Source organism: Burkholderia latens (genome assembly GCF_001718795.1).
Classification (GTDB): domain Bacteria; phylum Pseudomonadota; class Gammaproteobacteria; order Burkholderiales; family Burkholderiaceae; genus Burkholderia; species Burkholderia latens_A.
Genome location: NZ_CP013438.1, coordinates 1,200,425 through 1,225,762 on the forward strand (window position 1 = coordinate 1,200,425; position 25,338 = coordinate 1,225,762).

The 25,338-nt window shown below is 67.5% G+C and carries 20 protein-coding genes; 15 read left to right on the plus strand and 5 right to left on the minus strand.

Annotated features, from left to right (window positions below):
* Nucleotides 1-263: 263 nt before the first annotated feature.
* From WK25_RS24670 to WK25_RS24715, 9 genes are all read left to right on the plus strand, one after another.
* Entirely contained in the window at nucleotides 264-1,814 is a 1,551-nt protein-coding gene (locus tag WK25_RS24670) for a sensor domain-containing diguanylate cyclase (protein WP_069242999.1), read from the plus strand.
* 338 nt (nucleotides 1,815-2,152) lie between these two features.
* On the plus strand, nucleotides 2,153-2,428 hold the full coding sequence (locus WK25_RS24675; RefSeq protein WP_040139855.1) for a hypothetical protein: 276 nt from the start codon (nucleotides 2,153-2,155) through the stop codon (nucleotides 2,426-2,428).
* A 244-nt stretch (nucleotides 2,429-2,672) separates the two neighbouring features.
* Nucleotides 2,673-3,707, plus strand: coding sequence for a succinylglutamate desuccinylase/aspartoacylase family protein (locus WK25_RS24680; RefSeq protein WP_059546967.1), 1,035 nt, complete (start codon nucleotides 2,673-2,675; stop codon nucleotides 3,705-3,707).
* A 321-nt stretch (nucleotides 3,708-4,028) separates the two neighbouring features.
* Nucleotides 4,029-4,589 (plus strand): GNAT family N-acetyltransferase, encoded by a 561-nt coding sequence (locus tag WK25_RS24685; RefSeq protein ID WP_040139857.1) that lies wholly within the window; start codon nucleotides 4,029-4,031, stop codon nucleotides 4,587-4,589.
* An 86-nt stretch (nucleotides 4,590-4,675) separates the two neighbouring features.
* Entirely contained in the window at nucleotides 4,676-5,617 is a 942-nt protein-coding gene (locus WK25_RS24690) for an ABC transporter substrate-binding protein (RefSeq protein WP_069243000.1), read from the plus strand.
* Nucleotides 5,618-5,657: 40 nt separating this feature from the next.
* A complete protein-coding gene (locus tag WK25_RS24695; protein WP_069243001.1) occupies nucleotides 5,658-6,716 on the plus strand; it encodes an LLM class flavin-dependent oxidoreductase in 1,059 nt (352 codons plus the stop codon).
* Nucleotides 6,717-6,723: 7 nt separating this feature from the next.
* The gene (locus WK25_RS24700) at nucleotides 6,724-8,082 is read left to right on the plus strand and encodes an LLM class flavin-dependent oxidoreductase (RefSeq protein ID WP_040139860.1); all 1,359 of its coding nucleotides are present in this window, start codon (nucleotides 6,724-6,726) and stop codon (nucleotides 8,080-8,082) included.
* A 69-nt stretch (nucleotides 8,083-8,151) separates the two neighbouring features.
* The gene (locus tag WK25_RS32310; protein ID WP_083253075.1) at nucleotides 8,152-9,939 is read left to right on the plus strand and encodes an amino acid ABC transporter permease/ATP-binding protein; all 1,788 of its coding nucleotides are present in this window, start codon (nucleotides 8,152-8,154) and stop codon (nucleotides 9,937-9,939) included.
* Nucleotides 9,940-9,970: 31 nt separating this feature from the next.
* On the plus strand, nucleotides 9,971-10,906 hold the full coding sequence (locus tag WK25_RS24715; protein WP_069243002.1) for an ABC transporter substrate-binding protein: 936 nt from the start codon (nucleotides 9,971-9,973) through the stop codon (nucleotides 10,904-10,906).
* Nucleotides 10,907-10,951: 45 nt separating this feature from the next.
* Here the strand turns inward: WK25_RS24715 and WK25_RS24720 are convergent, their stop codons facing one another.
* The 3 genes from WK25_RS24720 to WK25_RS24730 form a co-directional block, all read right to left on the minus strand.
* Nucleotides 10,952-11,599, minus strand: a complete 648-nt coding sequence (locus WK25_RS24720; RefSeq protein WP_156789097.1) for a hypothetical protein — start codon at nucleotides 11,597-11,599, stop codon at nucleotides 10,952-10,954.
* Between the two features lie 115 nt (nucleotides 11,600-11,714).
* Complete coding sequence (locus WK25_RS24725) at nucleotides 11,715-12,809, minus strand: LLM class flavin-dependent oxidoreductase (protein ID WP_069243004.1); 1,095 nt, start codon at nucleotides 12,807-12,809, stop codon at nucleotides 11,715-11,717.
* 52 nt (nucleotides 12,810-12,861) lie between these two features.
* Nucleotides 12,862-13,830 carry an ABC transporter substrate-binding protein gene (locus WK25_RS24730; protein ID WP_069243005.1) on the minus strand — a complete coding sequence of 323 codons (969 nt, stop codon included), beginning with the start codon at nucleotides 13,828-13,830 and terminating at the stop codon, nucleotides 12,862-12,864.
* 274 nt (nucleotides 13,831-14,104) lie between these two features.
* Between WK25_RS24730 and WK25_RS24735 the strand changes: the two genes are divergently transcribed.
* From WK25_RS24735 to WK25_RS24745, 3 genes are all read left to right on the plus strand, one after another.
* A complete protein-coding gene (locus WK25_RS24735; RefSeq protein WP_069243006.1) occupies nucleotides 14,105-15,022 on the plus strand; it encodes a serine aminopeptidase domain-containing protein in 918 nt (305 codons plus the stop codon).
* Nucleotides 15,019-15,450: a MarR family winged helix-turn-helix transcriptional regulator gene (locus WK25_RS24740; protein WP_069243007.1), complete on the plus strand. Its 432-nt coding sequence runs from the start codon at nucleotides 15,019-15,021 to the stop codon at nucleotides 15,448-15,450. The genes WK25_RS24735 and WK25_RS24740 overlap by 4 nt, the downstream gene beginning before the upstream one ends.
* A 490-nt stretch (nucleotides 15,451-15,940) precedes the next feature.
* Nucleotides 15,941-17,395, plus strand: a complete 1,455-nt coding sequence (locus WK25_RS24745; protein WP_069243008.1) for a sialidase family protein — start codon at nucleotides 15,941-15,943, stop codon at nucleotides 17,393-17,395.
* A 64-nt stretch (nucleotides 17,396-17,459) separates the two neighbouring features.
* Here WK25_RS24745 and adhP read toward each other — a convergent pair whose 3' ends face one another.
* Entirely contained in the window at nucleotides 17,460-18,488 is a 1,029-nt protein-coding gene (adhP, locus tag WK25_RS24750) for an alcohol dehydrogenase AdhP (RefSeq protein ID WP_069243009.1), read from the minus strand.
* 409 nt (nucleotides 18,489-18,897) lie between these two features.
* Here adhP and WK25_RS24755 point away from each other — a divergent pair, with 409 nt between their 5' ends.
* The 3 genes from WK25_RS24755 to otsA all read left to right on the plus strand — a co-directional run bounded on the left by WK25_RS24755 (nucleotide 18,898) and on the right by otsA (nucleotide 24,730).
* Entirely contained in the window at nucleotides 18,898-20,976 is a 2,079-nt protein-coding gene (locus WK25_RS24755; protein WP_069243010.1) for a TonB-dependent receptor, read from the plus strand.
* A 431-nt stretch (nucleotides 20,977-21,407) separates the two neighbouring features.
* On the plus strand, nucleotides 21,408-23,033 hold the full coding sequence (locus WK25_RS24760; RefSeq protein ID WP_069243534.1) for a methyl-accepting chemotaxis protein: 1,626 nt from the start codon (nucleotides 21,408-21,410) through the stop codon (nucleotides 23,031-23,033).
* A 290-nt stretch (nucleotides 23,034-23,323) separates the two neighbouring features.
* The gene (otsA, locus tag WK25_RS24765) at nucleotides 23,324-24,730 is read left to right on the plus strand and encodes an alpha,alpha-trehalose-phosphate synthase (UDP-forming) (protein WP_040139869.1); all 1,407 of its coding nucleotides are present in this window, start codon (nucleotides 23,324-23,326) and stop codon (nucleotides 24,728-24,730) included.
* A gap of 28 nt (nucleotides 24,731-24,758) precedes the next feature.
* Here the strand turns inward: otsA and WK25_RS24770 are convergent, their stop codons facing one another.
* Nucleotides 24,759-25,226: an OsmC family protein gene (locus WK25_RS24770; protein WP_069243011.1), complete on the minus strand. Its 468-nt coding sequence runs from the start codon at nucleotides 25,224-25,226 to the stop codon at nucleotides 24,759-24,761.
* Nucleotides 25,227-25,338 lie beyond the last annotated feature (112 nt).

Genomic DNA, 25,338 nt, shown 5'->3' on the forward strand with positions numbered 1-25,338 from the left:
GACGAACGGCGCACGGCGCGCGGCCAAGGCCGCATGCAAGCGGTTGCCCCGGATCGTCCCGTCAGCAACGATCCGGCGCACGTGCCGACGGATTCGTCACGCGCGATCATGCGTGATTGACCAGTACGCGTCGACGTCCCCGGACGGCCCGCGCAGCCGGCGTTTCATGGTAATGTCGTGCGCATCGGGCTCACCCGTCATCCCGCCGTGTGCCGGCGCGGGGTGCCGGCGACGAGTCGCATCGTGTCGAGGTCAAAATAGCCATGGCAGTCAAGGCACGCCTCCTGAACGCCGTTCTCGCCACGCCTCCTTCCGGCAATCACCAGGTGACGGCCGAACTGCGTCCGTCGATGCTCGTCACGCTGTTCGAGGACGTGCGTCCGATGGCGCTGTCCGGTCTCGCCAGCGCATTCGTCGCGACGATCGCGCTGATCCGGCTGCAACAACTGTGGTGCTTCGCGTGGCTCGTCGTCGACGTCGGCCTGCTCGCGGCGCGGCTCGCGATCGCTCGCACCTATGCGATTCGCCGCGCCGCCGGCGACGATCGCGCCGAATACTGGGCGCGGCGCTACGCGCCCGTGTCGCTCGCTGCGTGCTTCGTGCTCGGCGTCGGTGTGATGGGCTGCGTGGATGCGCCCGACGTCGAAGTCGGCACGCTGGCGGTGATGGTCGCCGGCGGCGTGTTCGGCGGAATCGCGTCGCGCAATTCGGCGCTGCCGCGGCTCGCGATGACGCAGGTCACACTCGGCGTCGTGCCGATCGGTATCGGCGCGCTGCTGGTCGAGCGGCCCGGCGCATGGCTGCTGCTGCCGCCGCTGCTGATCTATCTCGCCGCAATGCGCACCGTCGTCCAGCGTCATTACCGTGTGCTGGTCGCGCTGATCGCAGCGCGGCAGCGCAATGCCGAACTCGTCGCGCACTTCGACGCCGCGCTCACTTACATGCCGCACGGGCTATGCATGATCGACGGCGAAAGCCGCGTGATCGTCGCGAACCGGCGCACCGCACAGCTGTTCGGCTCGCCGCGCGAGATCATGCTCGACACGCCGCTGCCCGACGTCGTTGCGACGCTCGGTTCGAGCACGGTAGCCGATCCCGGTGATGGCGGGCTCGCCGCGCAGTGCGCCGTGTGGTTGACGCGCGCCGAGCCCGTGCCCTTCGACATCGTGCTCGCCGACGGTCGCCAGCTCGAACTGACGCGCCATCGCGTGCCGGACGGCAACGCTGTAATCATCGTCGAGGACGTCACCGCGCGCCGGCGCACCGAACAGCATATCCGCCATCTTGCTCGGCACGATGCGCTGACGGGATTGCCGAACCGCCATGAACTCCATGCGCAGCTGAAGCGAATGCTCGCGCATCGGCCGCGCATGCCGAGCCCGTCGCTCGCCGTCATGTATCTCGACCTCGACGGCTTCAAGGCGATCAACGACCGCTTCGGCCACCAGGCCGGCGACGAAGTGCTGATGCAGGTCGCGCAGCGGCTGCGCAAGACGCTGCCGGACGGCGAACTCGCGGCGCGGGTCGGCGGCGACGAGTTCATCGTCGCGCTCGACGCGACCACGATGCATGCGTGCTCGCTCGTCGCCGAGCGGATCATCCAGCAGATTTCGGCGCCGTACACGCTGTCGATCGGCGAGACCGTCATTTTCGGAATCAGCATCGGGATCGCACTCGACGACGGGCATGGATCGCCCGACGAACTGATCCGGCAAGCCGACAGCGCGCTGTACGACGCGAAGTCGGCCGGCAAGGGAATCTATCGGTTCTACTCGGCGGGCAGCAGCCGCGTCGCGCCCGTGGCTGCAAGCTGAGCGCGCTGCGGCGCGTAGCGGCGCCAACGCACGCGCATGGTCCGCCGTTGGCTGTCGCACGTCGGTCCGGCTCCCGGCGTTGCACGCATTCCGCCGCCCCCTTTCCGCGATTCGATCCCGCAACGCTTTGCGCGATTCTGCGCGCGTGCGTACGCGCGCATCCGTGGCCGGTGTTTCGCCGCGCGCCCCCGTGTCACGTGACGTGTTCCGTAACATCGGGCCGCCGCGCGCGTCACGTTCGCCGCAGAAGCCGGCACGATCGGCGCGGCGAGCGGTATTTCACGGCTGGCACCCTTATTGCTCTTTGACTATGAAACAGCACGTCAGGGAGCCACAACATGAATACCGTCGAAGTTCTCAGCCACGCGGAAACGAGCGATCGACTCGACGTGATCGACGGCGCCGCGCTGATCCGGCGGCTCGTCTCCGAACACCGCACGACCGCCGCGCGTGAAGCCGCGTGCGTCGACAATCCGCCGCTCACGCTGTACGGCGCGTATCGCCAGGGCGTGACCGATTACGCGGCGCGCCGCGCGAATCCGTATCGCGCCGGCAGCCGGTACTGGGCACTGTGGGAGGAAGGCCGTATCGAGGCTGAAACGTCGGGCCGCTGACGCTCGCGCGCGCCGCCGCTGCCGTGGCAACGGGCTGACGCGCCATCCGGCGGGTGCGGGCAGCCGGCCCGCACACCGGCATGCGTTTCAGCGCTGCAACATCGCGCGCGGCGGCTGTGATTGCACGTGTCGCGCGTTCGCGTGCCGGCCCGGCGGCGGCCTTCGGCCAACCCTTCACCGCGCGCGCCGCGCGGCGGCCGTTTCCCGATAAGATGGCAGATTCCGTTCATCGAACGACGTTGCCATGACCGCCTCTTCCGCACACCGAAATCCCATCCACTGCGAAATCGATCTGGACGCGCCAGGCAAGCATGCGGGCTACCTGCGCCTGCCGCATTCCGTGCACCGCTCCGCGTACGGCTGGCTGCCGATCCCGATCGCGTCGATCCGCAACGGCGACGGCCCGGTCGCGCTCGTGATGGCCGGCAACCACGGCGACGAGTACGAAGGCCAGATCATCGTGTCGCAGCTGATGCGCGAGATCGATCCGGAGATGGTCAGCGGCCAACTGATCCTGTTGCCGATGGCGAATTTCCCCGCGGCCGACGCGGGCCTGCGCGTGTCGCCGCTCGACGAAGGCAACCTGAACCGCAGCTTTCCCGGCGACCCGGCCGGCACGCCGACGCAGATGATCGCGCATTACATCGAGCACGCGCTGCTGTCGCGCGCGCAGTATCTGGTCGACCTGCATTCGGGCGGCAGCTCGCTGCTGTACCAGGGCGGCAACATGCTCGCGATCGATCCGCTCGACGATGACGAAGCGGCAAAACTCAACGGGCTCCTCGTTGCGTTCGGGCTGCCGAATGCGCTGCTGCACGCGCCAAATCCCGTGCATTCGGCGTCGGCGGCGCGCCGGCAACGCGCAATCTCGATCGTGACCGAACTCGGCGGTGCGGGGATGGCCGATCCGTCGCTGATCCGGCTCGGCCGTCACGGGTTGCTGCATTATCTCGGCTATATCGGTCTGCTGCGCGGCCCGCTCGTGCCCGACGCACCGCCGACCGTCACGCGCTTTCTGCGTGTCGATGGCGATCGGCACTTCGTCTACGCGTACGAACGCGGGCTGTTTGAACCGCTCGTCGAACTCGGCGATCAGGTGAAGGCCGGGCAACCGGCCGCGTGGGTGCATTTTCCCGATACGCCGTTGCGCGAGCCGGTGCTGCACCGGTTCAACGGCGACGGCGAGGTCGTGTGCAAGCGTGTGCCCGCGCAGGTGCGACGCGGTGATTGCTTGTTCCAGCTGGCGGAGCCGTCGACGCCGCCGCGAGTCATCGGGTAACGCGTTCGGTCGGGTCGTCCGGCCATCACCCACATCAGAGGCACGGCGTGCGGTGCTGCCAAACCGGCCGCGTTGTCCATCGCGCCGCTGCTGCAAGCCTTCCAACACCCCGCACGAAATCCTTATCGAAATTGCTTCGTTCGTCTTTGCCCGCCGCGCCGCTAACGTGTTCGAAACGGCGGCGGCGCGCCGGGTGCATCGCAGCAGGCATCGCGCACGCCGTCATCACGACAACCGCGTCGCGATAACGGAACAGACCGGCCGGCCCGTGTGCCGCGAGCCCGCCGGAGGTGTCCGCATCGCCCGCCCCTCGCGATGCCCATGGCCACGAACGACCGCCTCATCGACACGACACCGCTCGACGTCCGCGCGCAACCGCTGATCGACGCGCTGATCGACGAATACGCGACGCGTTACGACGCGTATCGCCCCGACAGTCGCGCATCCGCGCGCGACGAACTCGCGCGCTACCCGGCCGAACTGTTCGCGCCGCCCGAAGGCGCGTTCGTGCTGCTGCTGCGCGACGGCGAAACGATCGGCGGTGGCGCGTTCAAGCGCTACGACGCGCAGACCGCCGAACTCAAACGCATCTGGACCCGCGCGGACCTGCGCCGCCAGGGTCTCGCACGCGTGATCGTCAACGCACTCGAACTGCGCGCCGCGCAGCAGGGGTACCGGCGCGTGTACCTGACCACCGGCTTTCGCCAGCCCGAAGCGTGGGCGCTGTACGACCGCACCGGTTACACGCGGCTGTTCGATGCGTCGATCGATCCCGAAGCGTATTTCCACCTGCGCTTCGGCAAGGATCTCGCCGATCCGTCGCGCACGTCGACGCTCGCCGACCTATGGGCACCGCTGCCCGAAGCGGTGCTGCCGCGCTGAACGCGTGGCGCCATCCGGTTCGGCTTCCCGGCTTCCGGCGACACCGCGACAACATCACAACAACACCACGACAACAGGACGCAACCATGCAACGAGCCGTTCTCTTCACGCCGCGTGCGCTGCGCACGCTGGCCGCCGCCGTGATCGGCGTCACCGCGCTCGCCGCGGCCGCCGCGACCTTCGACCTGAGCCCCGAACAGCGCGGCCGCCCGCGCGGCGCGGCCGATGCGGCCGTCGAACGCGCGGTGCCCGCGTCGTTCAAGTTCGCCGAACCCGGCACGTTGACGATCGGCGTCGCGCCGAGCCTGCCGCCGATCAGCTCGTATGCGACCGACGCGCGCACGGTGATCGGCTTCGACGCGGACGTCGGCCAGCTCGTGTCCGACAGCCTCGGCCGCAAGCTGAAGATCGTGCCGCTCGCATGGGCCGACTGGCCGCTAGCGCTCGAATCGGGAAAAGTCGACGCGGTGATCTCGAACGTCACCGTCACCGAGGAGCGCAAGCAGAAGTTCGATTTCTCGACGTATCGCAAAGACCAGGTCGGCTTCTACGTGCGCAATGACAGCAAGATCCAGTCGATCCGCGAGCCGAAGGACGTCGCGGGCCTGCGCATCGTGACCGACGCCGGCACCAACCAGGAAAAGATCCTGCTCGCGTGGGACCGCGAGAACGTCGCACACGGGCTCAAGCCCGTGCAGGTTCAGTACTACGACGACCAGGCGATGCGGATCGTCGCCGTGCAGTCCGGCCGAGCCGATGCGGTGTTCAGCGTGAACTCGGTGCTCGCGTACCAAAGCGCGCAGCAAGGCAAGACGCGGCTGGTCGGCGCGATCAGCGGCGGCTGGCCGCGCACGGCCGACATCGCGATCGCGACGCGCCGAGGCAGCGGGCTCGCCGATCCGCTGACCCTCGCGCTGAACGGGCTGATCAGGAACGGCCGCTATCAGCAGATTCTCGATCGCTGGAATCTCGCGTCCGAGGCGATCGATCAGTCGCGCACGAATCCGCCCGGCTTGCCGAAGATCTGAGCGCCGCCCGTTCACGTTGCGCAGAGGAGCGCCGAACACGATGTCTTATTCGCTTTCGTTGCTGGACAAGAGCCCGATCGCCGACGGCGCGACTGCCGCCGACGCGCTGCGCTTCACGACGACGCTCGCGCGGCGTGCCGAACAGCTCGGCTACGAGCGCTTCTGGGTCGCCGAGCATCACGGTGCGCCGGGCTTCGCAAGCTCCGCGCCGGAGATCGTCGTCGCGCATCTGCTCGCGCATACGTCGCGCATTCGCGTCGGCTCGGGCGGCGTGATGCTGCAGCACTACAGCCCGTTCAAGGTGGCCGAGACGTTCAAGCTGCTCGCCGCGCTCGCGCCGGGTCGCGTCGATCTCGGCATCGGCAAGGCGCCCGGCGGATTGCCTCTGACCACGCGCGCGCTGCAGTGGTTTCACGACAACGCGAGGAAGCCGGATTTCGCCGGACAGCTCGCGGAGCTCGATGCGTTCCTCGGCTGGGGTGTCGCCGAAGATCACCCGCTCGCCGGCGCGGTCGCGATGCCGGTGCCGCCGGATGCGCCCGAACGCATCCTGCTCGGCGGCTCGCCAGGCAGCGGCGAGCTCGCCGCGCGCCACGGCTGGCGCTTCTGCTACGCCGGCCACTTCAACGGCGACGACGCGAACCTCGAGCGCTCGCTGTCCGCCTACCGCGACGCAGGCGGCACACGGCCGCTCGTCGCGCTGTATGCGATCGCCGCGCCGACGCGCGAAGCCGCCGAGCAACTGAGCGGCCCGCTGAAGATCTTCAAGCTGCAGTTCGCCGGCGGCCCGAGCTTCAACCTCGCAAGCGCGCAGGCCGCGGCCGAGTTCGCGCGCCAAAGCGGCGCGTCCGGCTACCGGATCGACGAGCTGCGCCCGGCCGTGCTCGCGGATACGCCCGAGCGGATTCACAGCGCGCTCGACGCACTGAGCCGGCGGCTCGACGTCGATGCGTTCGTGATCGATTCGCCGGTGACCGATTACACGGCTCGGCTCGCATCGGCCGAATGGCTCGGCGGCGCGCAGTCGATCACGCCGCTGCAGGCAGCCCTCGCGGCCGGCCATGCGGGCCGCTCCCTTTCTTTCGACCAAAACACGTAACGCGCCGATGACGACCCGACGATCGATACCCTTCGGCCTGATGCTGCAAGGCGCAGGCAGCCACATGAACGCATGGCGGCATCCGAGCAACCCGCCGGACGCGAGCATCAACCTCGACTTCGCGATCGGCATCGCGCGCAAGGCGGAAGCGGCCGGCATCGCGTTCGCGTTCGTCGCGGACGGCCTCTACATCAACGAGAAGTCGATTCCGCACTTCCTGAATCGCTTCGAGCCGCTGACCGTGCTGTCGGCGCTCGCGGTCGCGACGAAGAAGATCGGCCTCGCGGGCACGATCTCGACGTCGTACAGCGAGCCGTTCACGGTCGCGCGGCAGCTCGCGTCGCTCGACACGATCAGCGGCGGCCGCGCGGGCTGGAACGTCGTGACGACGCCGCTCGAAGGAACCGCGAAGAACTTCGGCAAGACGCATCCCGATCACGAATTGCGCTACGAGATCGCCGACGAATACCTCGCCGTCGTGCAGGGGCTGTGGGACAGCTGGGACGACGATGCATTCGTGCGCGATCGCGCGACCGGCCGCTTTTTCGACCGCGACAAGCTGCACACGCTCGACCATCACGGCCGCTTCTTCAACGTGGCCGGTCCGCTGAACATCCAGCGCTCGCCGCAGGGGCAGCCGGTGATCTTCCAGGCAGGTTCGTCGGACACCGGCATCGGGCTCGCGGGCAAGTATGCGGACGCCGTCTTCACGCATTCGCCGTCGCTCGAAGAAACGGCCGCGTTCACGCGGCGCGTGAAGCAAAGCGCTATCGAGCACGGGCGGCAACCCGGCGACGTGAAGATCTTTCCGGGTATCGGGCCGATCGTCGGCCGCACGCCCGCCGAAGCGGAAGACAAGTACCAGGCGATTCGAGACCTGCTGACGATCGACGAAGCGCTCGCCTATCTCGGCCGCTATTTCGATCACCACGATTTCACCCGGTACGCGCTCGATGCGCCGTTTCCCGAACTTGGCGACATCGGCCGCAACAGCTTCCGCTCGACCACCGACCGGATCAAGGCCGACGCAAAGCGCAACAACCTCACACTGCGCGAGACGGCCCTGGCCGTCGCGACGCCGCGCCCGAACTTCATCGGCACGGCCGAACACGTTGCCGACGAGTTGATCCGCTGGCACGACGCCGGCGCCGGCGATGGCTTCATCCTCGGCTTCCCGGTCCAGGCGCAAGGCGTGGACGACTTCATCGAACTCGTGATTCCGGCGCTCGAAGCGCGGAGCCGTTACAGCCGCGAGCTGCCGGGCAGCACGCTGCGCGATCACCTCGGCCTGCCGCGCAAGGCGAGCCGCTATGCGGCGCCGGACACGTCACAACGACAGGACGACGCCGCCGAAGCGCACGCGTGACGCCAACGCCCGCCGCGTTGCTACACCGCGCGGCGCGTCCGACCGACCCCGACCGAGGACTTCACCGACATGAGCGACACGACCCATCTCGGCGGCGCACTGCCGCCGCTCTCTTCCTCCGGCGTCCGCGACGCCGGCGCGCACGTGCGGATCGTGCCGGCCCGCCATCGGTCGCGCACGGCCGGCACGGTGCTGGCGCTCGGGCTGATTGCGCTCGCGCTGCACTCGATTCTCGGCAACCCGCAATGGGGCTGGCCCGTATTCGCCGAATGGTTCCTGTCGCCGCCGGTGTTGTCCGGGCTCGCACGCACGCTGCTGCTGACGCTGCTCGGCGCCGTGTTCGGCTTCGCGCTCGGCGCGTTCGTCGCGCTGGCCCGGCTGTCGCGCTCGCGGCTGCTGTCGGCAAGTGCGTGGGCCTTCGTGTGGCTGTTCCGCTCGATTCCGCTGATCGTGCTGCTGCTGATCCTCAACAATCTCGGCTATCTGTACGAACACGTTCGGCTCGGCGTGCCGTTTACCGACGTCGTATGGTTCGACACGCCCACCACCGACCTGATCAGCCCGTTCCTCGCCGCCGTGCTCGGCCTGACGCTCAACCACGCGGCGTTTTCCGCGGAAGTGATTCGCGGCGGCATTCTCGCGGTCGACCAGGGGCAGCTCGAAGCCGCCGCCGCGCTCGGGCTGCCGCGTGGCCGTCAGACGACGCGGATCGTGCTGCCGCAGGCGATGCGCTCGATCCTGCCGACCGCGTTCAACGATCTGATCACGCTCGCGAAAGGCACGTCGATGGTGTACGTGCTCGCGATGCCCGAGCTGTTCTATACGGTGCAGGTGATCTATCGGCGCAATCTCGAAGTGATTCCGCTGCTGATGGTCGCAACCGTGTGGTATCTGATCATCCTCACCGTGTTGTCCGCGATCCAGGTGCAGGTCGAGCGCCACTACGCGCGAGGCGCGCTGCGCAATCCGCCGCCGTCGGCGCTGACATTCGTGCTGGCGCGCGCGAGTGCGCTGTGGCGGCGCGCATCGATTCGCAATGCAGCGACGGCCGCCGCGGCGACGCAGGACGAAACCGCGGCCGCCCACGCGCCGCGCACCGGCGGCGAAGTCGCCGTACACAACGTGTCGAAGCAGTTCGGCATGCAGCGCGTGCTCGACAACGTGTCGTTCGTCGCGCCGCGCGGCAGCGTGACGGTAATCGTCGGGCCGTCCGGCTCCGGCAAATCGACGCTGCTGCGCACGATCAACCACCTGGAGCGCGTCGACGACGGCTTCATCGACATCGACGGCGAACTGATCGGCTATCGGTGTGACGGCGACGTACTGCACGAGCTTAAGGAGCGCGACGTGCTGAAGCGGCGCACCGCAGTCGGCATGGTGTTCCAGAACTTCAACCTGTTTCCGCACCTGACGGTGCTCGACAACCTGATCGAAGCGCCGATTGCCGTCGCGGGCGTCACGCGCGACGCAGCCGAGCGCACTGCCCGTACGCTGCTCGCACGCGTCGGCCTCGCCGACAAGGCCGATGCATATCCGCGCCAGTTGTCCGGCGGACAGCAGCAGCGCGTCGCGATCGCGCGCGCACTCGCGCTGCGCCCTAAGGTTCTGCTGTTCGACGAGCCGACGTCCGCGCTCGACCCCGAACTGGTGAACGAAGTGCTCGACGTGATCAAGGAGCTCGCACGCTCGGGCACCACGCTCGTGATCGTCACGCACGAGATCGGCTTCGCGCGCGAAGTCGCCGACAACGTGCTGTTCATGGAACGCGGCCGCATCGTCGAATCGGGGCCGCCTGCCCGCGTGCTCGACGCGCCGGCCCATCCGCGCACGCGCGCGTTCCTGTCGCGGGTGCTGTGATGCACGCCGCTTCGTGTCTGCGAGGTAACCGATGACGATCGATCGACGCCAGTTCATGACCGCCGCGCTGGCGGCAGCGGCCGCGATGCGATCGCACGCAGCCGATGCCGCGTTCGCGGCGGCGGATCTCGATCCGCGCCAGGCCGGCCGCATCCGCGCCGCGCGCGACGACGCCGCGATTCGCGCGGCAAGCAACTACCGCTGGGTGCGCGACGGCGCGTTCACGGTCGCGATCTCACCGCACGCGCCGCCCGTGTCGACCTACGCCACCGATGCGCGCACCGTGGTCGGCGCCGATCCCGACTATGCGCAGCTCGTCGCCGATGCATTGGGCCGCACGCTTGTGCTGGTGCCGGTTGCATGGGCCGACTGGCCGCTCGGGCTGACGTCCGGCAAGTACGACGCGGTGATCTCGAACGTCGGCGTGACCGAAAAGCGCAAGGAGAAATACGACTTCACGACCTACCGGCTCGGGCTGCACGGCTTCTACGTGCGCACCGCGAGCCCGATCGCGAAGATCGCCGAACCGAAGGACATTGCAGGGCTGCGGATCATCACCGGCGCCGGCACGAGCCAGGAGCGCATCCTGCTCGAATGGAGCCGGCGCAATGTCGCGCAGCGGCTGAAGGCCGCCGAGCTGCTGTATTTCGACGACGATGCGGCCGCCCGCGTCGCGCTGCTGTCAGGCCGTGCGGATGCGGAGCTCAATCCGAACGCGTCGCTTGCGTACGAGGCCGCGCGCGACGGCAAGATCCGCCGGGTCGGTGTCGTGAATGCGGGCTGGCCGGCGAATGCCGATGTCGCGATCGCGACGCGTCGCGGCAGCGGGCTTGCGCCGGCGCTGACGCTCGCCACCAATACGCTGATCGGCAACGGCCGTTACGGGCAGGCGCTCGCGCGCTGGGGATTGCAGAGCGAGGCGGTCGCGCGGGCTGAGACGAATCCGCCGGGGTTGCCGTCGTTTTGATCGCGTGGCGCGCCATGGCGGATACGCCATGCGACGACGGACGTGTCACCGGCAGCGTTGCGCCGCGGCGAGCTGTACGTCGGTCGTCGATACCCGACTGCCTTCCACATGCAATTGGCGCAGCTTCGCCTCGAGCCCCCATGCCGCATCGTACGGGAACACTTCGTAATCGTTGCCCGGCAGAGGGACGAACGAGCGCGCGATATGCTGGACACGCTGGCTGATCGTGGTCTTGCCCGCCATGCCGAGATCCACGACTCGATCGCCACCGACACGAAACGTGATCGTCAGCGGCTGGCCGGCCTTGATCACGTACTCGTCGTAGTATTTGTAGGCGTCGGCCGGCACCGGCATGCCGATCGTCTCGTTACCTGCAAACGCACGCGTGAACCCCGGCACGGCGACGTCGATCCCGGGCGCCCCGTTCGCGAACCAGTTGTCGGCCGGCTCGCATGTCGTGTTGAAGTAGAAATGGGAATAGGCGCCCAGGTATACGCGGATCCGGGCTTGCGTCGCAGGGTCGTACACGCCACCGCGCTTTGCCCCGCTACCGGCGCAGCCCGCCAGCACCCCGCATACCAGTAAAGCCCCTGCAATCTTTCTCATGAATTTCGTCGCTTCAATCGTCGATTCTGATGCTGATCGAACGACGCACATCCGCTGCGGCTCGTCGCAATCGCACTCGCCGGTCATGGCCCATGACCGATCGCGGATTGTAACGTGCGGAGGTTTATCGTTGCGACGGAGAAGATGCAGCACGACACATGCGACGGATCGCGCACGACCCATATCGGAAGCCGATCGTGGCCTACGTCTTCACAGCCGCACGCTCCCGGTCGAGTTCCGCGACATGCGCGTGAATCGCCGGAATCAGCTCGCGTCCATACGCCGACACATCGTGCAGCGGATCGAATCCGCGAATCAGGAACGTCGACACGCCGAGGCGGTAGTACTCGCCGAGCGCCTTCGCGACCTGTTCAGGCGTGCCGACGAGCGCGGTCGAATTCCAGCGCGCGCCCGTCAGGTTCGCGACGCCCATCCACAGCCGCTCGTCGAGCACGTCGCCCTGCGCGGCCGCGGCCATCAGCCGCTGCGAGCCTGCGTTCTGAGGCGCGTGACCGTCGATCGGCTGGCCGTTCGCGAGCCGCGCCGCGCGCACGCGCTCGCGAATCGCGTCGGCCTGCTCCCACGCGGCGGCTTCGGTCCGCGCGACGATCGGCCGGAACGACACGCTGATGCGCGGCGCGCGTCCAAACGGCAACGCGGCCGCCCGCACGCGCGCGATCTGCTCGCGCACCGACGCGAGCGGCTCGCCCCACGTCATGTAGACGTCCGCATGCTCGCCTGCGACGGCCAGCGCAGCCGGTGACGAACCGCCGAAATAGATGGGCACGTGCGGGCGCTGCGCGCCTTTGACGACCGGCGACGCACCGCGCAGCCGGTAGAACTCGCCGTCGTGATCGACCGGCGCGTCGGCGCGCCAGATGCGTTTCAGCACGTCGAGATATTCGCCGGTGCGGCGATAGCGTGCATCGTGCGGCACGAAGTCGCCGTCACGCTGGAGGTCGGTGTCGTCGCCGCCGGACACGATATTCAGTGCGAGCCGGCCGCCGCTGAACACGTCGAGCGTCGAAATCTGCCGCGCGGCGGCCGACGGCACGATCACGCCGGGCCGGTGCGCGAGCAGGATGCGGATGCGTTCGGTCGCGGCGGCCGCGAACGACGCGACGATGAAGCCGTCCGCCGCGTTGCTGAAATGGCCGACCAGGATCTGGTCGAAGCCGGCGGCTTCGTGCGCTTGCGCGAAGCGCCGCACGTAGTCGGGCTGGACGGCCGCCCCGCCCGGTACGTCGACCTCCGCGCCGGGCGTCGCGGTGATCATGCCGATGATGTCGACAGGCATGTCGGAATGTCCTTCTCGTTGTCGATGGAAATGCGTGGGCGGCGCCGCGCGATCACTGCACGGCGGCCGTCTTCTGCGCGGGCGCCGCGAACGCGCCCGCGTACGAGCGGTCGAGCAGCTTCGCCGTGTCGTAAGCAACCGGGATCACGCCGGCCTTGTGCAGGAAATCGGCGGTGTTCTGCGCGTCTTTCGCGGCGGTGTCGTCGATCGGGCCAACGCGCTGGTGCGCGTTGTTCAGCCATCGGTATGCGACGTCCGGCTCGAGCTTCGCGCGTTTGGCCCACAGGTCCGCGTACTCGCGCGGATGGCTGTCGACCCACTGGCGTGCGGCCACGACGCGCTTCAGGAAGTCGGCGATCTCCGCACGTCTGGCGGTGGCTGCCTGCTCGTTCGCGGCGACGAAACTCAACGCGGGCATCAGCCCCTGCGCGGTCGTCACCGCTCGCGCGCCCTGCCGCAGCGCAAGCGTGCTGACGAACGGTTCCCACAACGACACGGCGTCGACCGAGCCGTTCGCAAGCGCGTTCGTCGCATCGATCGGCATCAGGTATGCGTACTTGACGGAATCCGCGCGCAGGCCCGGGTGCTCGAGCGCGCGCAGCACGAGTTGCTGGCTCCAGGCGCCGCGCCACACCGCGATGGTCTTGCCCTGCAGGTCGTCGACGGTGCGCACCGGCGAGTTCTTCGGCACGAGAATCGCGACGCCGTCGAGGCTTTGGCGCGATACCGCGACGACCTTCACCGGCGCGCCGCGCGCGGCCAGCGTGAGCAGCGCGGAATCGCCGAGAAAGCCGATGTCGATCGCATTGCCGTTCAGGCTCTCCGCAACGGGTGCGGCGGCCTGGAAGTGCTTCCACTCGATCGTGTAAGGCAGGTCCTTCAACACGCCGGACGCCTCCATCGACGCCTGGATGTTGAAGTAGTTCTGTTCACCGACACGCAGCGTGACGGTGTCTTTCGCGATGCCTGGCTGCGCGGCGAGCGCGAGCAGCAGCGCGGCGACGATTCGACTCAACGACATGATTTCCCCGGAAGTTGAATGACGGCCCGCGCGGTGCGACAGCCGGCGGACAGGATGGAATCCGTGACGATACGTTCATCCCGACCATGAGACAAACGCATTATTCTGCTATTCAAAGATGCAAATGTTTTATGGAAGGATGTCTCCGCGAGGACGCCGCCCGCGCGCCGTCGCGGATGGCCATTCGAAGATTTCCTCGATTGATATTTCGCACGCGAAGTAAAACGGCAGCTATATTTCGCATACGAAATAACCCCTCGGAGCGAGGACGGCCATGACGTCAGAACCGATCGAGTTTTCCGCCGCCGACGGCTATACGCTGCGCGGCACGCTGTGGTCGCCGGACGTGCCGCCGCGCGCGCTGGTGCTGATCCATCCGGCCACCGCGGTGCCCGAGCGGCTGTATGCAGGCTTTGCGCGGTTTCTGACCGGGCGCGGCTTCGCGGCACTGACCTACAACTACCGCGGAATCGGCGCGTCGCGGCCGCCAAGGCTGAACGAACTGCATGCGCGCATGCGCGACTGGATCGAACTCGACGTCGGCGCCGCGACCGCATGGGCTCGGCAGGCTCATGAAGGGCTGCCGCTGCTGGCCGTCGGCCACAGCGTCGGCGGCCACGCGATCGGACTGTCGGCCGGCACCGCGCACCTGCGTGCGGCCGTGATGGTCGCCGCACACGCGGGCAGTACGCGGCTGATTTCCCGTGCCGCGGAGCGGCTGAAGGTGCGGCTGATCCTGCGCGTGATCGGCCCGCTCGCCGCAGCGCTGCTCGGCTACGTGCCCGGCAAGCGGCTCGGCCTCGGCGAGGATCTGCCAGCCGGCGTGTTTCGCGAATGGAGCCGCTGGACGACGCTGCCGCGCTACTTCTTCGACGACCCGACGCTCGGCGCGGCCGAACGCTTCGGGAAACAACGGTTGCCGATTCTCGCAATCGGCTTCGACGACGATCCGTGGGCGAACCCGCAAGCGATCGACCTGCTGGTAAGCTACTTCACGCGCGCGGCCGTCGAACGCCGCCAGATCGATCCGCACGCGGCGGACAGCGGGCCGATCGGGCACATGGGCTTCTTCCGCAGCCGGCCCGGCGGCGTGCTGTGGCCCGGCGTCGCCGACTGGCTCGCTCGCGCGCTCGACTCGCCGCGCGAAGCGGGCCGCCCGTCATTTTCGATTGCAACAGGGAACCGAGCTTGAACGAAGACCGACGACTGTTTTTCCTGTTGAACGTCGGCCAGCGGCGCGTGCAGCGCTGGGTCGACCGCAAGGCCGAGACCGATGCGCGCGCAAGCGCAGCACAGGCCGGCGCATTGTTCTTCCTCGCGAAGCAGGACGGCGCGCTGATCGGCGAGGTCGGCGCGGCACTGCAACTGGCGCCGTCCGCGATGACGGGGCTCGCCGACCGGATGGCGAAAGCGGGCCTGCTCGCGCGCCACGCCGATTCCGACGACGGGCGTGCGACGCGCCTGTTCCTGACCGACGAAGGTCATGCGGCGCTCAAGCGTGCGCGCGTCGTGTTGCGCGAACTGAACGGCAAGCTGTGCGACGGTTTTTCCGACGCGGAACTCGACATCGTCGCGCGCTGGTTGCACGCATTGCAGGACCGGTTTCCCGCCGAACGCTGAACTGCATCTTCCGCACGTCCACGCGCGATCGCGCACGTCATCGCACTCGATCGCATGTGAGCGATAGCGATTCCGATTCGCGTTTCCGCTTCGTTTCCGGCCGCGTATGCGCGGCAAATTTTGCGTTGTCGCCCCGCGTTGCCGACGCGCGGTTTCGGCAACGCTTTCCGGCTACGCTCTGTTACAAAAAAGTGCCTCCCGCGCCGCAGACGGATCGCCTACATTGCAATCCACTTCGACGCATTCGTCGTATGCACGGACAGGTCTTCCGTCGGGTCTCCAGCGCGATGCTCGCCCGGCCAGCAGTGAAAACGAATAGGAGTCTTGACCGAAGTGCTGGCGGTATCCAGCGCACGCGGATTGCGATGGCCCAAGCGGCCTCCTGAACGAACCCGACCCGACGCATCGCACGGCACCCGTTGCCGTGCGGCGGGTCGCGTTGCGCGGCCGTGCCGCGCCATCGTCACCGCACGTCACCGAGGAGCAGTCCATGCGACGCACGATCGTGTCCCCTTCGCTTGTCATCCGCGTCACCCGCCTGTCCGCCGCAATGGCGATGATCGCCGCCGCCGCGGCGCACGCCGATCCCGTCGCCGTATCCGGCCCAAGCCCGTTCGCCGCGTGCACCATCGGCGGCCCGGGCACGAACTACGTGAATGCCGAGGTCGAACCGTGGTTGTCGGTCAATCCGGCGAACCGGACCAACATGATCGGCGTGTGGCAGCAGGACCGCTGGTCGAACGGCGGCGCGCACGGGCTCGTCGCCGGCTACACGTTCGACGGCGGCGCGACCTGGGCGCGCACGCCGCAGCCGTTCAGCGCATGCGCGCCGGGCGGACTCAAGTACGAGCGCGCATCCGATCCATGGGTGTCGTTCGGGCCAGACGGCACCGCCTATTCGGTATCGATCTCGTTCAACCAGTCGAACAACGGCAACGCGGTCGCGGCGTCGGTGTCGACCGATGGCGGACAGACGTGGAGCAGCCCGTCCGTGCTGATCGCGAACGACGAGCCGACGACGCAGTTCTTCAGCGACAAGGAATCGGTGACGGCGAACCCGGTGAAAGCCGGCACCGCGTATGCGGTGTGGGACCGTCTCGAACTGCCGAACGGCAACCCGTACGCGAACCTGCATACGCAGGCCTATCGCGGGCCGACGTTCTTCTCGAAAACGGTCGACGGCGGCAAGACGTGGAGTGCCGCGAAGATCATCGTCAACGTGCCGTCGCGGCAGCAGACGATCGGCAACCAGATCGTCGTCGATCCGAGAACCGGCACGCTCTACAACTTCTTCGACCTGATCCAGCCGCCGTTCAACAAGGCGGCCGGCAAGGTCGCGTTCGTCAAGTCGACCGACGACGGCGCGACGTGGACGAAGCCGCAGGTAATCGCCGGATTGCAGACGGTCGGCGTGACGGACCCGAACACCGGCGAACCGGTCCGCACCGGCGACATCATTCCGGAGCCGGCGATCGATCCCGCGTCGGGGCAACTTTACGTCGTCTGGCAAGACGGCCGCTTCAACGGCGGCCACTACGACGAGATCGCGTTGTCGACGTCGAAGGACGGCGGCGCAACATGGAGCGCGCCGATGCAGATCAACACGCCGACCGGGCGCCCGGCGTTCAATCCGTCGGTGCGCGTCGACAATACGGGCGCGGTGATGGTCACGCACTACGACTTCCGCGACCTGCAGGCCGGCAATACGACGACGCTGCCGACCGGATTCTGGCGCAAGATTTCGCACGACGGCGGCGCCACGTTCGCCGACGAACGGCGCGTCGGCGGCCCGTTCGACATGAAGCTCGCGCCGAACGCAGAGGGATACTTCATCGGCGATTACCAGGGGCTCGACGTGTTGCCGTCGTCGTCGTTTCACCCGCTGTTCGTCCAGACCAACGCGGGCAACCTGACGAATCGCACCGACGTGTTCTTCGCGCCGTGATGCGCGCATGACGCATGCGCTGCCGCGACCTGCATTGCGTCGCGGCAGCGCGACCGCTTGCGCGTCAATGCATGTCGGTCAGCACGACGCGCCCGTCGATCTGCCCTGCGCGCAGGCGCGCGAATATGTCGTTGATGTTGGCGAGCCGGTCGCGATGAATATGCGCGCGCACCAGGCCGTCCGCGGCGAAATCGAGCGACTCCTGCAGATCCCGGCGCGTGCCGACGATCGAGCCGCGCACCGTGATGCCATTCAGCACGGTCGAGAAGATTGGCAGCGGGAAATCGCCCGGGGGCAAGCCGTTGAGTGCCACCGTACCGCCGCGCCGTACCATCCCGAGCGCCTGCGCGAACGCACTGCGCGACACGGCCGTGACGAGCACGCCGTGCGCACCGCCGATTTCCTTCTGGATGACCGTCGCCGGATCGTCGACCGACGCATCGATCGTCAGCTGTGCGCCGAGTTCCCGCGCAAGTGCGAGCTTCGCTGCGGACACGTCGATCGCGGCGACGTGCAGCCCCATCGCGCGCGCATATTGCACGGCCACGTGGCCCAGCCCGCCGATGCCTGAAATCGCGAGCCACTGGCCTGGACGCGTGTCGGTCACGCGAATCCCCTTGTAGACGGTCACGCCGGCGCACAGGATCGGCGCGATCTCGTCGAACGCGACCTGCGCGGGCAGATGGCCGACATAGTCGGGATCGGCCAGCACGTATTCGGCGTAGCTGCCGTTGACCGAATAGCCGGTGTTCTGCTGCCCGTGACAAAGCGTTTCCCAGCCGGTGTGACAGTACTCGCAGTGACCGCATGCGGTGTACAGCCAGGGCACGCCCACACGGTCGCCTTCGCGCACGTGCGTGACGCCGGGGCCAACCGCCGCGACGACGCCCACGCCCTCGTGCCCGGGAATGAACGGCAGCGTCGGCTTCACGGGCCAGTCGCCGTCGGCCGCATGCAGATCGGTGTGACAGACGCCCGACGCCTTGATGTTGACGAGGATCTGCCCCGGGCCCGGTGTCGGAACCGGCACTTCCTCGATGCGCAACGGTTCGCCGAACGCGTGTACCACGGCCGCTTTCATGGTTTGTGTCATGCGTCGCTCCTGTCTGGTCGATGACCGCCAAGTATCCGGGCTCGAAGCAGCGACGCCTTGATACGCATCAACGGGCAGAAAACGCGCGCGACGGCGGCCGCTGCGTCGCGAAGCATCGCAGGGCCGACGCGGGTCGCGGGGCCGGCCTGACAGCGCGCCGCTGTCGCCGCGGCCATGGCCGATTACACGCACGCCCTTGCACACCACCGTTTCGTTTCGGTTGCGAAATGATATAACATATCGTTTCGCAACCGCGGCCCTCATCCCATGCTTTCCGTCCGGGTGGCCCGGCTGCGCCGAGCGCTATCCGAACGGGTTTCTGCGTCCGCGAAATGCAACAATATATCGTATCCGACGTCAGCTCCCGCAGCGCTCGTTCGCCAATCCCACTCCAACCGATCCAACGACCATGCGCGACCTCCCTCGTCTACCGCTTCGCCCGCTGTCCCCCGTTCCGTTGCTGCTGTTCGCCGCCGTCGCACACGCGCAGGCCGACACGCCGACCACACCGGCGCCGGCACGGAGCACGTCGCTCGCGCCGATCTTCGTGACCGCGAACCCGCTCGGCGACGCCGAGCTCATCGCGCCGACCGCACAACTGTCCGGCGACGCGCTCACGCTGCGCCAGGCCGGTTCGGTCGGCGAGACCCTCAACGGCCTGCCCGGTGTGTCGACCACCACGTACGGGCCGATGGTCGGCCGTCCGATCATCCGCGGGATGGACGGCGACCGGATCCGGCTGCTGCAGAACGGTGTCGCCGCGTACGACGCGTCGTCGCTGTCGTACGACCACGCGGTGCCGGAGGACCCGCTGTCGATCGAGCGCGTCGAGATCGTGCGCGGGCCGGCCGCGCTGCTGTACGGCGGCAACGCGGTAGGCGGAGTCGTCAACACGATCGACAACCGGATTCCGCGCGACGCGATCGAAGGCGTGACCGGCGCGCTCGACGCGCGCTACGGCGGGGCCAATTCGATGCGCGCGGGGGCCGCGCAGGTCGAAGCCGGCAACGGCCGCTTCGCGTTCCATGTCGATGCATTCGACCGCGAAACAAGCAAGCTGCGGATTCCCGGCTATGCGCGCAGCAGCGCGCAGCGTGCGACCGACGACCCCGACACGCCGCAGCCGGTCGGCAGCGTGCCGAACAGCGACGGCCGCGTGCATGGCGGCGCAGTCGGCGCGTCGTACACATGGGCCGACGGCTTCGCGGGCCTGTCCTACAGCGGCTACGAATCCAACTACGGCTCCGTCGCCGAGGACGACGTACGCCTGCGGATGCGTCAGGAACGCCTCGCGTTCGCGTCCGAGGTGCGCAACCTCAGCGGCCCGTTCACAAAGCTGAAGTTCGATTTCGCGTACACCGACTATCGGCACAAGGAAGTCGACAACGGCGAGACGGCGACCACGTTCCGCAACCGCGGCTACGAGGCGCGCATCGAGGCGCGGCATCGCAGGATCGGCCCGTTCGAAGGCGCGATCGGCGTGCAGTTCGGGCAAAACACGTTCTCGGCGCTCGGCGACGAAACGCTCGTGCCGTCCACGCGCACGAACAGCGTCGCATTGTTCGGCCTCGAGGAATGGCAGGTCGATCCGGCGCTGAAGTTGAGCGTCGGCGGTCGCATCGAGCACGTGAAGGTCGATCCCGATCCGGCCGGCGTCGAGAAATTCGCCAGCGCGCGGCCGCGCGACTTCAATGCGGGCAGCGTATCGGCCGGCGCGCTGTTCTCGCTCACGCCCGTCTGGTCGGTCGCGGCGAACGTCGCGTATACGGAACGCGCGCCGACCTTTTACGAGCTGTACTCCAACGGCCCGCACGACGCGACCGGCCAGTTCCTGATCGGCAACCCGAATGCGTCGAAGGAAAAAGCCGTGTCGACCGACCTGTCGCTGCGCTATGCGAGCGGCCCGAATCGCGGCAGCGTCGGCGTGTTCTACAACCGTTTCTCGAACTATCTGACCGAGTACAACACCGGCCGCGTCGTCGACGGTGACGGCGAGCCGGTCGCGCCCGGCGCCGGCGATACGCTCGCGGAAGCGGTCTATCGCGGCGTGCGCGCCGAGTTTTACGGCGTCGAGCTCGACGGCAAATGGCGCGCGTTCTCGCGCCGCGGTCATACGGTCGACCTCGAGTTGACCGCCGACTACACACACGCGCGCAACGTCGACACCGGCGAGCCGCTGCCCCGCATTGCGCCGCTGCGCGCGACGGTTGCGGCAGATTACGGGTACGGTCCTTTCGGTGCGCGCGCACAGGTCACGCACGCGTGGTCGCAGCACCGCGTGCCCGACAACGACGTGCCGACCGGCGGCTACACGTCGCTCGGCGTGCTGCTCACGTACAAGTTCCGCGTCGGCGCAACGCACTGGCTCGCGTATCTGCGCGGCGACAACCTGACGAACCAGGAGATCCGTTATGCGACCTCGGTCGTGCGGGGCTTCGCGCCGCAAGGCGGGCGCAGCGTGATGGCCGGCCTGCGCACCACGTTCTGATTTCCCGGCGCCGTTGCGCTCGCTGCGCGACTCTCCGGCACCGCCAATGGCCGGTGCCGGCTTTATTTTCCCAACGGCGCTCATTCCGCTGGCGCGCACCGTTTCCCGGGCCCAGTTTCGTACGCGCGTGCCGGTATTCATCGATAAATCATGAATATTCCAATGCCGGGAATTAGAGCGTTCATTTTAAATTCACCGGCTGGACTGGTCATTTAATCCGCATTTGAATGCGCCGCGCCATGGATGATTTTGCGTTTTTGACATGGATCAAAAACGCCCGCCCCGCCGGGGATTTCGGCAAAAAAATAAATCGATATCAGGGTTTTCGAAGGGTAAAGAAAATTTTCTGAATGCCCGTTAATACCGGCACGAGCCCGTACCCGATCGAAGAACAAATCCCATCGCCAACCACACTCGCACAGGGGCGCATCGTGAAAATCACCAGAATAACCATCAAGGCCAAACTGCTTGGCGGCTTCGGTTTGCTTGCCGCGGTGGTCGTGATCGTGTCGGGCATGGCGCTAAAAGCGCTGTCCGACACCAACGACGAGTTTTCCCGCTACATGAACGGCATCAACGCGCGAGCGAACCTGGCCGCGCAAATCCGCACGGCCGTGGACCGGCGCGCGATCGCCGCGCGCAATCTCGTGCTCGTAAGCGCGCCCTCTGATATCCAGACCGAGCTGGCCGAAGTCCAGCAGGCGCACAAGGACGTGCAGGACCGTCTCGCGCAGCTGAAGACGATGATGGCGAATGCGATCGATACCACCGACCGTGCGCGCGAACTGGTCGCCGAAATCGTCCGCGTCGAAGCGAGCTACGGGCCGGTCGCGCTCAATATCGTCGGCCTCGCGCAGGCCGGCAAGAAGGACGAAGCGACTGCCGATATCAATAGCCGCTGCCGCCCGTTGCTCGCGCAACTGGTTCGCGCGACCGATGCGTACGCAACGTATACGCACGAGCGCGAAGTCGCGATCGCGCAGCAATTTGCGGATCGATACGCGGCCGAGCGCAACGTGCTGCTGGCAATTTGCGTAGCCGCGATCGCGGTCGCCGCGGGCGGCGGCCTGTGGCTCACGCGCAAGATCACGGCGCCGATCGTCACGGCGGTCGACGTCGCGCGCACGGTGGCCAACGGCGATCTCGGCAGCCGCATCGACGTGAGCGGCAACGACGAGACGCGCGACCTGCTCGACGCACTGCGCACGATGAATGTGCGGCTGATCGGCATCGTCGGCCGTGTGCGCGATTCGTCGAACAGCATCGCACACGCGGTCGGCGAAATCGCGTCGGGCAATCTCGACCTGAGCCAGCGCACCGAGGAACAGGCAGCGTCGCTGCAGGAAACGGCTGCGACGATGGAGGAATTCACGTCGACGGTGCGGTTGAACGCCGAGAACGCGCAGCAGGCGAGCGCGCTCGCCGCGAATGCATCGGACGTCGCGCTGCGCGGCAGTTCGGTGGTCGGCCGCGTCGTCGATACGATGACGGAAATCGGCCACAGCTCGTCGAAGATCGCCGACATCACCGGCATCATCGAGGGCATCGCGTTCCAGACCAACATCCTCGCGCTGAACGCTGCGGTCGAAGCGGCGCGCGCGGGCGAACAAGGCCGCGGTTTCGCGGTCGTCGCGAGCGAGGTGCGCAGCCTCGCGCAACGTTCGTCGACCGCTGCGAAGGAAATCAAGGAGCTGATCTCCGCGTCGGTGCAGACGATCCGCGACGGCTCCGCACTCGCGGGCGAAGCGGGCAAGACCATGGCGGACGTGACGCAGGCGGTCGCGCGCGTCACCGACATCATGGGCGAAATCGCGGCAGCCTCGGCCGAGCAGAGCCGCGGCATAGACCAGGTGAACCTGACGATCACGCAGATGGACGAGACGACGCAGCAAAACGCCGCGCTCGTCGAGCAGGCGGCGGCCGCGTCGAAATCGCTGGAGGCGCAAGGTCGCGAGCTGTCGGAAACGGTGTCCGCGTTCAGGATGCCGGCCGGCGACCACGCAGTCTCCGCGCATCGGGCCGCCTCCGTGTCGCACTGGCAAACCGCTGCGGCGTAACGCCTACACGCGCGGCCTTCACGCGCGTGCGCAATTTTCGGTCCCGGCCGCACGATGTCGGGCATCCCGCGCATTGGAGGCCATTCGCGACCGCTTCAAACGCAGACTCGCACTTTTAAATCATTCGAATGACGAGTATGCTTAAAAAGCACTCCGCGTTCGAACGGCGAATCGCATGCCCCTGATTCCCGTCCGATCGTATCGCGGCCCCATCGCGCCTCGCGTCGATGGCGGCGTCCGCCTCGCGCCCTGGCCGCACGAACTTTCCCCAACCATTCGCAGGAGAGCTGGTGAGCCGACTCGTCGTCGTATCCAATCGCATTGCAGATCCCCGTAAAGCCGCCGCCGGCGGCCTGGCCGTGGCCGTGAAAGACAGCCTGCAGGAAACAGGCGGCGTCTGGTTCGGATGGAGCGGCAGGCTGCGCGGTGAAGGCGAGCGTCCCGCGCACGGAGACGACGTGCAGATCCAGAACGTCGGCGGCATTCAGCTCGCGACGATCGATCTCGATCCGCAGGATTACGACGCGTATTACCTCGGCTACTCGAACAACGTGCTGTGGCCGGTGTTCCACTACCGGCTCGATCTCGCGCAGTTCGACCGCCGCTTCGCGGACGGTTACCGGCGCGTGAACCAGCTGTTCGCGCGCAAGCTGAGCACGCTGCTGCGCCCCGACGATACGGTCTGGGTCCACGACTACCAGCTGATTCCGCTCGCGGCCGAGTTGCGCGCGATGGGCTGCAGGAATCCGATCGGCTTCTTCCTGCACATTCCGATGCCGCCGCCGCCGATCATGGCCGCGATCCCGGAGCATGAGTGGCTGATGCGTTCGCTGTTCGCGTACGACCTCGTCGGCTTCCAGACCGAATCGGACCTGCTGCACTTCGAGCACTACGTCGAGGCCGAAGCCGGTGCCGCGCGGCTGCCCGACGGCCGACTGCGCGCGTTCGGCCGCACGTTGTCGGCCGACGCGTTCCCGATCGGCATCAACGTCGACGAATTCGCCGCGCTCGCCGAGAATCGCGACGGCATCGACATGTTCGAGCGGATGCGCGACGAGTATTCGCGCCGCCAGCTGCTCGTCGGCGTCGATCGGCTCGATTACACGAAGGGGTTGCCGCAGCGTGTGCACGCGTTCCGCCAGCTGCTCGAACAGTATCCGGAGAACCGCGACCGCGCGACGCTGATCCAGATCGCCGCGCCGAGCCGCGAGGATCTCGGCGCATACGACGACCTGCGGCGCGAAATGGACAGCCTGTGCGGCGCGATCAACGGCGACTACGGCGAACTCGAATGGATGCCGATGCGCTACATCCACCGAACGGTCGCGCGCAAGCGCTTGCCGGGCCTCTATCGCGCGAGCCGCGTCGCGCTCGTCACGCCGCTGCGCGACGGGATGAACCTGGTCGCGAAGGAGTTTCTCGCCGCGCAGGACGACGCCGATCCCGGGGTGCTCGTGCTGTCGCGTTTCGCCGGCGCCGCCGAACAGCTGAAGCCTGCGCTGCTCGTGAATCCGTACGACACGCAAGGCACCGCGCAGGCAATCCAGCGCGCGCTGACGATGCCGCTCGAAGAGCGCCGCCAGCGCCATGACGCGCTGATGGCGATCGTGCGCAAGACCGACGTGCACTGGTGGCGCGGCCGCTTTCTCGACGCGCTCGCCGAAGCTGCGGAAGTCGCCGCCGCGACGGCGTCCTGACGCCCCGGCTGTTGCGCGTCGCGCGCAGTCACACGCCGGTCGTCTCGCGATCGAGCACCGCGCCGTTCACGTCCTGCACCGCCACCGAGATCGGTATGCCTTCGCGCATGCTCTCGGTCACCACGCAATACGCGTCGAACCGGTCGAGCAAGCGCGTCGCGGCCGCGAGATCGGACCACGCCTTGCCGACCGACAGCGTCACGGCCATCGCGCCGACCCGCACCCTGCCCGCGTCGTTCTGCACCATGTCCACGTCGATATGCGCGGCGACCGGCTGCGGATCGACGCGCTGTTTTTCCAGCGCGAACAGCAGGCTCGCCGCGAGGCAGCTCGCGACCGAAGCGGCCAGCAGCCGCACCGGGTTCGGCCCGCGGCCCGCTCCGAGCGGCGGCGGTTCGTCGGTCAGTACCGGCGACAGATCGGTGCCGGCAAACGTGACTTCGAAACTGAAACGCGCATGCTGCGCGACATCGACCGATACGTGCGCCTCGCTCATGGCGACTCCGTGACTGGCAAAAGAGCACAGGAAAAGCCGGCGTGACGCCGCGCCGGCGAACATCATTCGCAGCGCCGGGCGCCGGTGCGATGCGATCGATATCGGGATCGCA

What these genes read in the sequence shown, in the direction of transcription:
- WK25_RS24670 (WP_069242999.1), top strand. Translation starts at nt 264, where the DNA reads ATGGCAGTCAAGGCACGCCTCCTGAACGCCGTTCTCGCCACGCCTCCT.
- WK25_RS24675 (WP_040139855.1), top strand. Translation starts at nt 2,153, where the DNA reads ATGAATACCGTCGAAGTTCTCAGCCACGCGGAAACGAGCGATCGACTC.
- WK25_RS24680 (WP_059546967.1), top strand. Translation starts at nt 2,673, where the DNA reads ATGACCGCCTCTTCCGCACACCGAAATCCCATCCACTGCGAAATCGAT.
- WK25_RS24685 (WP_040139857.1), top strand. Translation starts at nt 4,029, where the DNA reads ATGGCCACGAACGACCGCCTCATCGACACGACACCGCTCGACGTCCGC.
- WK25_RS24690 (WP_069243000.1), top strand. Translation starts at nt 4,676, where the DNA reads ATGCAACGAGCCGTTCTCTTCACGCCGCGTGCGCTGCGCACGCTGGCC.
- WK25_RS24695 (WP_069243001.1), top strand. Translation starts at nt 5,658, where the DNA reads ATGTCTTATTCGCTTTCGTTGCTGGACAAGAGCCCGATCGCCGACGGC.
- WK25_RS24700 (WP_040139860.1), top strand. Translation starts at nt 6,724, where the DNA reads ATGACGACCCGACGATCGATACCCTTCGGCCTGATGCTGCAAGGCGCA.
- WK25_RS32310 (WP_083253075.1), top strand. Translation starts at nt 8,152, where the DNA reads ATGAGCGACACGACCCATCTCGGCGGCGCACTGCCGCCGCTCTCTTCC.
- WK25_RS24715 (WP_069243002.1), top strand. Translation starts at nt 9,971, where the DNA reads ATGACGATCGATCGACGCCAGTTCATGACCGCCGCGCTGGCGGCAGCG.
- WK25_RS24720 (WP_156789097.1), bottom strand. Translation starts at nt 11,599, where the DNA reads ATGACCGGCGAGTGCGATTGCGACGAGCCGCAGCGGATGTGCGTCGTT.
- WK25_RS24725 (WP_069243004.1), bottom strand. Translation starts at nt 12,809, where the DNA reads ATGCCTGTCGACATCATCGGCATGATCACCGCGACGCCCGGCGCGGAG.
- WK25_RS24730 (WP_069243005.1), bottom strand. Translation starts at nt 13,830, where the DNA reads ATGTCGTTGAGTCGAATCGTCGCCGCGCTGCTGCTCGCGCTCGCCGCG.
- WK25_RS24735 (WP_069243006.1), top strand. Translation starts at nt 14,105, where the DNA reads ATGACGTCAGAACCGATCGAGTTTTCCGCCGCCGACGGCTATACGCTG.
- WK25_RS24745 (WP_069243008.1), top strand. Translation starts at nt 15,941, where the DNA reads ATGCGACGCACGATCGTGTCCCCTTCGCTTGTCATCCGCGTCACCCGC.
- adhP (WP_069243009.1), bottom strand. Translation starts at nt 18,488, where the DNA reads ATGACACAAACCATGAAAGCGGCCGTGGTACACGCGTTCGGCGAACCG.
- WK25_RS24755 (WP_069243010.1), top strand. Translation starts at nt 18,898, where the DNA reads ATGCGCGACCTCCCTCGTCTACCGCTTCGCCCGCTGTCCCCCGTTCCG.
- WK25_RS24770 (WP_069243011.1), bottom strand. Translation starts at nt 25,226, where the DNA reads ATGAGCGAGGCGCACGTATCGGTCGATGTCGCGCAGCATGCGCGTTTC.